The organism is Streptomyces sp. NPDC054961 (assembly GCF_053609145.1).
The window spans coordinates 24,565-35,634 of record NZ_JBSGWY010000001.1 but is presented as its reverse complement, the minus strand read 5'-3'; the positions used below and the strand labels follow the sequence as shown (position 1 = coordinate 35,634).

The 11,070-nt window shown below is 76.6% G+C and carries 5 protein-coding genes; all 5 read left to right on the top strand.

Annotated elements, in window-relative coordinates; translation table 11 throughout:
- The first annotated feature begins 131 nt into the window (after positions 1-131).
- Positions 132-4,031 carry an SDR family NAD(P)-dependent oxidoreductase gene (locus ACWF9Z_RS00130; RefSeq protein WP_453595716.1) on the top strand — a complete coding sequence of 1,300 codons (3,900 nt, stop codon included), beginning with the start codon at positions 132-134 and terminating at the stop codon, positions 4,029-4,031.
- Positions 4,024-8,631 carry a beta-ketoacyl synthase N-terminal-like domain-containing protein gene (locus ACWF9Z_RS00125; protein WP_453595713.1) on the top strand — a complete coding sequence of 1,536 codons (4,608 nt, stop codon included), beginning with the start codon at positions 4,024-4,026 and terminating at the stop codon, positions 8,629-8,631. The genes ACWF9Z_RS00130 and ACWF9Z_RS00125 overlap by 8 nt, the downstream gene beginning before the upstream one ends.
- Entirely contained in the window at positions 8,621-8,947 is a 327-nt protein-coding gene (locus tag ACWF9Z_RS00120) for a phosphopantetheine-binding protein (protein ID WP_453595710.1), read from the top strand. The genes ACWF9Z_RS00125 and ACWF9Z_RS00120 overlap by 11 nt, the downstream gene beginning before the upstream one ends.
- A gap of 7 nt (positions 8,948-8,954) precedes the next feature.
- A complete protein-coding gene (locus ACWF9Z_RS00115) occupies positions 8,955-9,806 on the top strand; it encodes an alpha/beta fold hydrolase (RefSeq protein ID WP_453595707.1) in 852 nt (283 codons plus the stop codon).
- Positions 9,803-11,070, top strand: a 1,268-nt coding sequence (locus ACWF9Z_RS00110; protein WP_453595704.1) for a glycosyltransferase, incomplete at its 3' end; no start/stop codon positions are given. The genes ACWF9Z_RS00115 and ACWF9Z_RS00110, both read left to right, overlap by 4 nt.

The window sequence follows — 11,070 nt, the reverse complement described above, 5'->3', positions numbered from 1 at the left end:
GCCCGGCGGGCGGGGCCCGGCCCGGCCGGCCGCCCCGCGTGGTGCTCACCGCCGCGCCGGGGCGGCGGGGGGGCCGGCGCCCCCGCCCGGCGGCGGCGGCGCCAGGTTCCGGGCCGGTCCACGTCGCGGTCGTGGCCCGCGACGTGGACGAGCTCGCGGCCCGGCTGGAGCAGGCCCGGGCCTTCGCTCCGGGCGCGGGGGTCCACGTACGGGAAGAGTCGGCGGATCCCGGCCAGGTGGCCTTCCTGTTCCCCGGGCAGGGCAGCCAACGTCCCGGCATGTGCGGCGAGTTGTTCATGGCCTTCCCCGCCCTGCGTGAACTGCTGGACGCGGCTCCCGGCGCGGTGGTCTCCGCGATGTTCCCTCCGACCGCCTTCACCGCCCAAGGGCGGGCCGCACAGCGCGCCGCGGTCACCGACACCCGGGTGGCCCAGCCGGCCCTCGGGCTGGCGGGTTCGGCGGCGCACCTGCTGCTCGGGACGCTGGGGGTCCGGCCGGACTGCGTGGCCGGGCACTCGTACGGCGAGCTCACCGCCCTGTGGGCGGCGGGCGTGTGGGACGCGGAGAGCCTGCTGCGGCTGAGCGCGCGACGGGCCGGGGCCATCGTGGCGGCGGCCGGGACGGATCCCGGGTCGATGGCGGCGGTGGCGGCGGCGCCGGAGGCGGTGCGGGAGATCACGGAGCGCGCCGGGTGCGTGGTGGCGAACCACAACGCCCCCCAGCAGTGCGTGATCTCGGGGCCGTCCAGCGCCGTGTCAGCGGCGGTGGACGCGCTGCGGGAGGCGGGCCTGTCGGCGCAGCCGATCCCGGTGGCCTGCGCGTTCCACAGCGAGGTGGTGGCGGGAGCCGCCACGGACCTCGCCGAGGAGCTGGCCGGGACGGCGCTGGCCGACGCCGCCGTCCCGGTCTGGTCGAACACGACGGCACGCCCGTATCCGGCGTCCGCCGAGGACGTACGGGGCCTCGTGGCCCGCCAGCTCGCCGAACCGGTCCGGTTCGTCGAGCAAGTGGAGAACATGTACACGGCCGGGGTCCGCACCTTCGTGGAGGCGGGGCCGGGCCGGATCCTGTCCGGCCTGGTCGGCCGCATCCTGCGGGACCGGCCGCACACGGTGGTCCCGCTGGACGTGCCGGGCGAACACGGCCTGGTCCGGCTGGTCACGGCGCTCGCGGAACTGGCGGCGGCGGGCGTGCCCGTGGCGCCGGAGGCACTGTTCCGCGGCCGGACCTCCCCGCTCCCCGACCGCGCTCCGCGCCGCCCGGGGTGGCTGGTCGACGGCCACCTGATCCGCACGGCGGACGGCCGCCCGATCCCGGGAGGCCTCCGGCCGGCCGAGCGGGTACGCGTCCCGGCGGACGGGGGGAACGGCCTTCCGGTCCCCGCTGGAGACCGGGCCGCGGCCGCCGGAATCCTCCACCCGGCCCACTGGGCTTCCCTGTCCGCGCTCGCGGACCCCGCCGCGCTCACGCCGATGGCCATGGGTCCGGCTCCCACACCGCTCGCCGAACGGCCCAACGGTCACCGGGTCCCCGCCGTGGACGGCTCCCGGGTCACCGCCGCGCACCCGCGGTCCACGGCGCCAGACAGCACAGGAGGCCCTCAGATGTCCCCCACCCCGAGCGCCGGCCCGGCCACAGGCCCTGGACCGACGGACCGCCCGAGCCCCGGGCGAACCAATGGCCACCCCATCCGGGCCGCGAACGGCAGCCGGGCCGGGGCCCAGGATCCCGCCCCCGCCGTCGGAGACTTCCGGCCGGAGGCCGGGGACGGCCCCACCGCGGTGGTGCTGGAATACCTGCGCGGCTCGCGTGACCTCGTGCAGGCACAACGGGACGTCCTGCTCGGCTACCTGGGCTCGGCGGCCGGGGCCGCCGCACGGTCCTGGGCCGGCGCGGAACCTTTCTCCCAGGTCGTCGGCCAGCTCCCCGCCGTCACGGACCACGCCCCCTTCCTTCCCGTCCCGGCCCCGGTCCTCGCCGACCACGACCACGACCACGACAACGGCAACGACCCCGGCCGGATTCCCGCCGCCCCGGCTCCCGCCTCCGGCACGGGGTGGCCCGGCGAGCCCGGGGCGGCAGGTCAGGAGCTCGCCGGCGGCGGAGCACCGGCCCGCCCGGCCCGCGTCGAAGCGGCCCCGGGCCACGATCCCGCCGACGGTGTCCGCCCCGGCGACGTCCCCACGGACCCGGTGTCGGCGCCGCCCGGTGACTCCGCCCGGTCCTCCGACGAGGTCATGGACGTGATCGTGGAGATCGTCCACACCCGGACCGGATACCCGCGGGACATGCTCGATCCGGAGCTGGACCTGGAGGCGGACCTGTCCATCGACTCCATCAAGCGGGTCGAGATCATCGGCGCCCTCGCCGACCGGATCGGGCTCCCCCAGGACCCGGGCGGCTCCGCCGAAGCCGCGATCGAGGAACTGTCGCGCATCAAGACCCTGCGCGGGATCGTCGATTGGGTCATCGCCCACACCGCTCCCCCGGCGACCACCACCCCCGCCGAGACCCCCGCCGAACGGACCGCTCCCGCGACCTCCCCGGCCGGAAGGCCCGTCGCGGCCGCCGTCAGCCGCCTGCGCGTGGACCCGGTCCCCCTGCCGGCGTCGCCCGGTGACCCCGGGTCCCTGCGGGGCCTGCGGATCGGAGTCGTCGGCGACGGCCCCGCCGACGGCGATCGCGACGGCCGGCCCGTCGCACCCGCCCTGGCCTCGGCCTTGCGGGCCCACGGCGCGGACGTGACGCAACTCGACGCTCCGGAAGCCGGGTTCGACGCGGTCCTCGACCTCTCCGCCCTGCGGCCGGGGACCGCACCCGCCCTGCCCGAGGCCTTCCCCGGCTTGCAGCGGACGCTGACCGGCGGCGTACGGCGCCTGCTCCTCGTCACCGCGAACGGCGCCGCCCCCGGCGCCGGACTCCACGGCTTCGCACGCAGCGCCGCCCTCGAGTTCCCCGGCAGGCTCATCCGCGCGGTGGACGTCCACCCCAAGGAGGATCCGGAGCGGATCGCGGCCCAGCTCGTCGCCGAACTGATCTGCGCGCGCCCCGAGGACCCCGCCTCCGCCGAGGACCCCGGCCCCGCCTCCGTCGGGTACACCGCCCAGGGCGTACGGATCACCCGTCGCCCGGTGCCCGCGCCGCTCGCCCCCGTCGGCGGCCGGCCGCCCCTCGGGCCGGACTCCGTGGTCCTGCTCACGGGCGGGGCCCGCGGGATCACCGCACGGACCGCTCTCGCCCTGGCGCGGGCCACCGGATGCCACGTCGAACTGATGGGCCGTACCCCGGAACCTCGCGCCGGCGCCGAGGAGTTCGGGCACGCCACCGACCGGGCCGCCCTGCGCGCCGCCCTCATCGCCACCGGTCTGCGCACGCCCGCGGAGATCGAGGCCGCGGCCTCCCGGATCCTCGCCGAGCGCGAGGTGCGGGCCACCCTGACGGCCCTCGGGGAGGTAGCCGCGTCCGTCCGCTACCACTGCGCGGACGTCACGGACGGACAGGCGGTGCGGGCCGTGGTGGCCCGCGTACGGGAACGGCACGGGCGCCTCGACGGCATCGTGCACGGAGCCGGAACCCTGCGGGACGGCCTACTCCTCGACAAGCAACCGGCTTCGTTCGAGGCCGTGTTCACCACTAAGGTGACCGGCGCCCGGCATCTCGCCGTCGCGGCGGCCGAGCACGGCACGGCTCCCGCGCCCCGGTTCCTCGCCCTGTTCGGCAGCGTGGCGGGGGTGTACGGAAACCGCGGCCAGAGCGACTACGCCGCCGCCAACGACGCCCTCGACTGCCTGGCCCACACCTGGGCGGAGTCCTTCCCGGGCCGGGTGCTGTCCGTCGACTGGGGCCCCTGGGCCGCGGAGGCGGGCGGGATGGTCAGCCCCGAGCTCGCCCGCGCGTACGCACGGCGCGGCGTTCCGCTGATCGAGCCGGAGGCCGGCGCCGCCGCCTTCCTCGCCGAACTGTCGCACGGGACCGACGTACAGGTGGTCCTGATGGCCGGGGAGAGCGAGGAGCGTGGCCAGCATGGCTGACCGCGGGCACCGGCGCGGCCCGCGGCCGGCCGATGCGGCGATCGTCGGGATGGGCGCGGTGTTCCCCGGCGCCGCGGACCTGGCCTCGTACCGCCGCAACCTCCTCGCCGGTACGGACTGCATCGGTGACGTCCCGCCCGGCCGCTGGGACCCCGAGGTGTACTACGACCCGGACGGAGCCACCGGCCCAGTGGCCGGCGACCGGTTCTACTGCCGGCGCGGCGGCTTCGTGGACGGGCTCGCCGCCTTCGACCCGACCCGGTTCGGGATCATGCCGGCCACCGTGGAGGGGGCCGAGCCGGACCAGATGCTGGCCCTGCACGCGACGGCCGAGGCGATAGCCGACGCGGGCGGCGAGGACCGCCTGCCGGCCGACCGCTCACGGATCGGGGTGGTGCTGGGGCGCGGCGGGTTCATGGGCGTGGCCACCGCACGGCTCGACCAACGGGTCCGTACGGCACACCAGTTGGTGCAGACGCTCCGGGAGGTCGCGCCCGAACTGGGTGAGCGGCGGATCGCCGCGGTGCGCGAGGCCTTCCAGGACGCCCTGGGTCCTGAGCGGCCGGACGCGTCGATCGGGCTCGTGCCGAGTTTCACGGCCGCCCGGACGGCGAACCGGCTGGACTTCCGCGGCCCGGCCTACACCCTGGACGCGGCCTGCGCCTCCTCGCTGCTGGCGGTGGACCAGGCGGTGGGGCTGCTGGCCGGCGGACGCTGCGACGCGGTGGTCGCCGGGGCCGTGCACCACTGCCACATCGCCACCCTGTGGAGCGTGTTCACGCAGTTGCGGGCGCTGAGCCCGAGCGAGCGCATCCGTCCCTTCGACCGGCGGGCGGACGGCACCCTGCTGTCCGAGGGCACCGGAGTGGTGCTGCTGAAGCGGCTGGCGGACGCGGAGCGGGACGGCGACCGGATCTACGCGGTGATCCGCGGCACGGGCGTCGCCGGCGACGGCCGCGCCGCGAGCCTGATGAGCCCGCTCGTCGCCGGCCAGGTACGGGCGCTGGAGCGGGCCTGGCGGGAAGCGGGGCTGGATCCGCGGGCGCCCGGCGCGCTGGGACTGCTGGAGGCGCACGGGACCGGGACCCCGGTCGGCGACGCGGCCGAACTGGACACCCTGGCGCAGGTCTTCGGCCCCGGGGAGGGGAACGGGCCCGGGGACGGCATCGGCTTCGGCTCGGTGAAGTCGATGCTCGGGCACACCATGCAGGCCTCCGGGATGGCCGGGCTGATCAAGGCGGCGCTCGCGGTGCACGAGGGGGTGCTGCCGCCGACGCTGCACCTGGAGGAGCCGCACCCGGACCTGGCCCGGACCCGGATGCGGCCGGTGACCGTGGCGCGGCCGTGGGAACGCGGGACGCCCGGGGTGCCTCGCCGGGCCGGGGTCAACGCGTTCGGGTTCGGCGGCATCAACGCGCACGTGGTGCTGGAGGAGGCCCCCGGCGCCGTACACCGTCCCGCGCCCGGGCGCCGGTTCCTGCCCCTGGGCCGCTCGGCCGCGCCGGTGGAGGCCGCCGGGCGGGAGGACGTGCTCCTGATGGGGGCGCAGAACGTGGCGGAGCTCTCGGTGCGGCTGGCGGCCGGCTCCCCGGTGTCCGGTGGCGACGGGCCGTGCCGGCTCGCCGTGGTGGGGCCCACGCCGCAGCGGCTCGCGCTGGCCGCGAAGGTGGTGGCGCGTGGCGGGGCCTGGCGGGGGCGCGGGGAGGTGTGGTTCGCACCGGAGCCGCTGGGCGGCCGGACGGCGTTCCTGTTCCCGGGCCTGGAGCCGGAGTTCGCCCCGGAGCTGGACGAGGTGGCGGACCTGCTCGGGCTGGAACGGCCGCGCCTCGGCCGGGGCGACGCGCTGCTGGAACGCGCCCTGGACGCCCTCGCGACGGGCCGCTTCTACGCCCGGGTGCTGCCGGAACTGGGCCTGGAGGCCGACGTGCTGGCGGGCCACAGCCTCGGCGAGTGGGCGGCGATGGTCGCCGCCGGCCTGTATCCGCAGGACGCGGCCGACGCGTTCCTGGACTCGCTCCGGCCCGGGTCACTGAAGGTCCCGGACCTGGTCTACGCGGCCCTGGGATGCGGGGCGGAAAGGGCGCGGGCGGCCCTCGGCGGACTGGACCAGGTGGTGGTCAGCCACGACAACTGCCCGCACCAGTCGGTGATATGCGGCGCGCCCGCGCAGGTGGCCGCCGTGGTGGAACGGTTGCGGAGCGAGGGAGTGCTCGGCCAGGAACTTCCCTTCCGTTCCGGCTTCCACACGCCGATGTGGGAGCCCTACCTCGGTCAGGTCCGGGCCGCCTTCGGCCGGCTGCCGCTGCGGCCCGGCGCCCTCCCCATCTGGTCGGCGACCACCTGCTCTCCTTTCCCCGCCGCACCCGACGACGTACGCGCCCTCGTGGTCCGCCACCTCCTGGAGCCGGTCAGGTTCCGGGAGCTGACCCTGGGCCTCTACGAGGACGCGGGCGTCCGAAGCTTCGTCACCCTGGGTCCCGGGAGCCTGCCGGGCTTCGTCGAGGACACCCTCCGCGACCGCCCCCACCTCTCGGTGTCGGCCGCCTCATCCCGCCTCCCGGGCGTGGCCGCCCTGCGGCGCACCTGCGCCGCGCTGTGGACCGAGGGCCACGCACCGCGGTGGGAACGCCTGTCGCCCGACCGGCCCGCGGGCGCGCGGCGGGCGGCCGCGGCGCCGGCCACGGCACCCGCACCCACACCCGCACCCACCCAGGCACCCGCCCCGGCAGCCGTACGGTCCGTACCCGCCGCCGGAGGGCGGAGCGTGCAACTGGACCTCGGTTCGCCGCTGGTCCGTCTCGGCGAGGCGGCGCGCGCCGCCCTGGGCGGCCTCCCGCCCCGGGCCCCCGCCCCGGCCCGGAACCCGGCCACGGCCACGCCCACGCCCACGCCCACGGCTCCGGTGGCCCCCGCCGTGTCGGCGGCTCCCGCGCCTCGGCCGGTGCTGCTGTCCGCCCTGGACGCGGTCCTCGACGACGCCCCTTCGACCGCCCCGACCGCCCCGGCCGTCGCGCGGGCCCGGCCGGGCGCGAGCCCGCCCCTCACCGGGGACCACACCCTGCGCCTCTCGCTGGGCGCGCTGCCCTACGTACGGGACCACTGCGTGTACCTGCAGCCCGAGGACTGGCCGGAGGACTCCGACCGGTTTCCCGTCGTGCCCATGACGACGATGCTGGAGCTGGCGGCCGAGGCCGCCCTGCGCTGCGCCCCGCCCGGCCTCGCCGTCCTCGGCTACGACCGCGTTCGGGCCCTGCGCTGGCTGCCCGTCGAACCGGCCCTCGACCTCGCCGTCACCGTGCGGAGCGAAGGGCCCGGCCGCATGCGTGTCGGCCTCGGCGCGTACGCCGACGTGGTCGTGCTCCTCGGCGAGCGGTACGCGGCGCTCCCCGCCCCCGACCCCGCCCCGCTGAGCGATCCACGCCCCGCCCCCGTCAGCGCCGAGGCGCTCTACCGCGACCGGTGGATGTTCCACGGCCCCCGCTTCGCCGGGGTGCACGAGGTGCGGGCCGTCGGCTCGGACGGCATCCTCGGGATTCTGCGGGCGCTGCCCGACCCGGGGGCGCTGCTCGATGCCGCCGGGCAGCTGTTCGGGCACTGGATGCAGCTGCGGCTCCCGGTGGACCGGCTGGTGTTCCCCGCCACCGTGGACCGCATCCGGTTCTCCGGGCCGCCGCCCGCCCCGCACGAGCTCGTGGCCGCCACGGCCCGGATCCGCGAGGTGCGCGAGGTGACCGTGCGCGGTGACATCGAGCTGTGCCGGGGCGACGGCACGGTGTGGGCCCGGATCGACGGCTGGACGTACCGCCGCTTCGGCGCCGACGAGCGGGTCTGGCCGATGAAGTTCTCCCCGGAGGTCTGCGGCATCGGCGAACCCCAGCCCGCCGGGTGGTGCCTGGCCCGGCGCCGCTGGACCGATCCCGCGTCCCAGGAGCTGGTCATGCGCCGCTACCTCGGCGCCGCCGAGCGCGCCGTGTACGAGCGGCTGGCGCCCCGCGCCCGGTCGCCCTGGCTGCTGGGCCGCATCGCCGCCAAGGACGCCCTGCGGCAGCTGCTGTGGGACGGCGGAGCCGGGCCGGTCTTCCCGGCGGAGGTTCCCGTCGGCAACGACCCGGCGGGCCGGCCCCTCGCCGAGGGTCCGCTGGCCGGCGGCGCCCGGCTGACGATCGCCCACAAGGACCGGATCGCGGTCGCCCTCGCCCACCGCGCCCACCCGGTCGGCATCGACGTGGAACCGGTGACCACCGATCCGGACGCGCTGATCCGCATCGCGCTGGCGCCGGAGGAACTCGTCCTCGCCGAACGGCTGGCGGCCCACGAGGGCACCGGCCTGCCGGCCGCGCTCACGGCGCTGTGGTGCGCCAAGGAGTCGGCGGCCAAGGCGGCGGGAACCGGGCTCGGCGGCCGGCCGCGCGACTGGCGGGTGTCCGGCGAACCGGGCTCCGGCCGACTGCGGGTGCTCTCACCCGACGGGCACTCCTCCCCCATCCGTACCACCCTGCTCGCGGACACGCCGATCGACCACGTGGTCGCCTGGACCGCCCACCCCGCGGATCCGTCCCCCGTCCCCTTCCACCTCATGGAGACCAGTCATGGCAGCTGACATCCTCGCCGAGATCACCGGCATGCTCGTGGAGATCGTCGGTGACGAGTTCCTCCTCGCGGACGAGGTCACGATGAAGACGACCTTCAACGAGGATCTCGCCCTGGAGAGCATCGAGTTCGTCGCCCTCGCCGAGCAGCTCCACCACCGCTACGGCACTCAGGTGGACCTGATGGCCTTCATCGCCGAGAAGGACATGGACGCCATCCTCGCGATGTCCGTCGGCGAACTCGTCACGCACATCGGCCGGGTCACGCACGCCTCCCTCGCGCGCGTCCCGTCGCTCCCCGCCGGCTCTTCCGCCTCGGCCGGGTGATCCCGACATGGCCTTCGTCCCCGCGGATCGCGTCCGCTTCCACGTCCAGCAACTCCCGGCCACCGCGCAAGCGGCCACCGCGCAAGCCGCCGCCGACCGCCCCGTGGTCGTGTTCCTCCACGGACTCGTCGTCGACAACCTGTCCTCCTTCTACTGCCCCCTGGCCGTGCCGGTGGCCCGGGCCGGGCACGAGGTCGTCCTCTACGACCTGCGCGGCCATGGCCGCAGCGACCGGCCGGCGACCGGCTACGACAGCCGCAGCGCCGTACGGGACCTGTTCGCGCTGCTCGGGGCGCTCGGCCTCGGGCAGCGTCCGGTGCACCTCGTCGGCAACAGCTACGGCGGCACCCTGGCCCTGCACGCGGCCCTCGCGCGGCCCGACCGCGTCGCCGGGCTCACCCTGCTCGAACCGCCGCTCAGCGGAGCCTGGGTGGAGAACATGCTGGACACCCTGTCGGCGGCCGCGCTCAGCCTCGAGGACAGTGCGGTACCCGGCGAGCTGCTCACGCTGCGCCTGCGCAAGGCGGCCCATCTCACGGCCATCGCCGACGACCTGCTCAACCGCACCACGCTCATCGAGGACATCGCGGCGAGCCGCACCTTCACCCCGGCCGACTACGCCGGGCTGAGCTGTCCGGTACTGATCGTCTGCGGCGAGCACTCCGAACTCGTCCCGGGGGCAAGGGAACTGGCCCGCCACGCCCCGCACGTCACCGCGATCGAGATCCTGCCGGGCCTGGGACACGACGTGCTGAAGGAGAACAGCGGAGCCCTGCGGGCGGCCGTACTGGCCCATCTCGAGGCGGCGGCCCCGGCCGCCGCGGCGGCGCGGCCGCGGGCGGGAGCTCTGGTCCCGTGAAGGTGCTCTTCACCGTGCCGCCGCTGGCGGGCCACGTCAATCCGACCGTGGCCGTCGGATGCGAACTGGCCTCCCGGGGCCACGAGGTCGCCTGGACCGGTCCGGCCGGAGCACTGTCCCGGCTGCTGCCCGAACACGCCCGGATCCTGCCCGCTGGGGAGGAAGCGGAATCCGGCGGCGACTACGCGGCGCTGCACGCCCGCTGGCGCGATCTGCGGGGGGTCGGTGCGCTGCGGTTCCTCTGGGAGGAGGCGCTGGTGCCGCTGGCCAGGGCGATGGCGCCGGGCGTGACGCGGGCGGTCCACGCCTTCGGGCCGGACGTGCTGGTCGCCGATCAGCAGGCGCTGGCGGGCCCGGTGGTCGCGCGCCGGCTCGGTGTCCCGTGGGCCACCTCCGCCAGCACCTCGGCCGAACTCACCCGCCCCTTCACGGACTTCCCGAAGGTCGGGGAGTGGGTGGCCGCCCAGATCGGGGGGCTGCTCGCGGAATGCGGCGCCGGCCCGGACGGCGTCGGCCCGGACACGGCCGGCGCGTGGGATCCGCTGTTCTCGGACCGGCTGGTCCTGGTGTTCTCCAGCCGCGAACTGGTGGGAGCGGACGAGGAGTTCCCGCCGCACTACGCCTTCGTCGGCCCGGCCTTCGGCTCCCGGCCACCCGCGCCCGCGTTCCCCTGGAGGCGGCTGGACCCGGAGCGGCGCAGGGTGCTCGTATCGCTGGGGACCCTCAACCAGGAGGCGGGCGGCCGCTTCTACGACGCGGTCCTCGGAGCCGCCGAACGACTCTCCGCCAACGTCCAGCTGGTGCTGGTGGCCCCTGGCGCCCTGGTCGGCGCGGTCCCCTCGAACGTACTGCTGCGGGAGAGGGTGCCTCAGCTGGAATTGCTGCCGCACCTGGACGCGGTGGTCTGCCACGGCGGCCACAACACCGTGTGCGAGGCCCTCGCGCACGGGCTGCCGCTGGTGGTCGCGCCGATCCGCGACGACCAGCCGATCGTCGCCCGGCAGGTGGCCCTGGCCGGGGCCGGGGTGAGGGTGCGGTTCGGCAGGTCCCGGGCCGAAGAACTGCGCGACGCGCTGACGGCCGTGCTGGACGACCCCGGCCCCCGCCGGGGGGGGGCGCGCCGCCCGGCCCCGGACACCCCGCGCGGGGCGGCCCCCCCCGCCGGGCCCGGCCCGTGGGGGCGGCACGCGGCGGCGCCGTCCCGCCCGCGCCACTGGCGGGGGTTGAGCGCGGCCGCGCCCCACAGGTCCCCGGCGTCGAGGAG

What these genes read in the sequence shown, in the direction of transcription:
- ACWF9Z_RS00125 (WP_453595713.1), top strand. Translation starts at nt 4,024, where the DNA reads ATGGCTGACCGCGGGCACCGGCGCGGCCCGCGGCCGGCCGATGCGGCG.
- ACWF9Z_RS00120 (WP_453595710.1), top strand. Translation starts at nt 8,621, where the DNA reads ATGGCAGCTGACATCCTCGCCGAGATCACCGGCATGCTCGTGGAGATC.
- ACWF9Z_RS00115 (WP_453595707.1), top strand. Translation starts at nt 8,955, where the DNA reads ATGGCCTTCGTCCCCGCGGATCGCGTCCGCTTCCACGTCCAGCAACTC.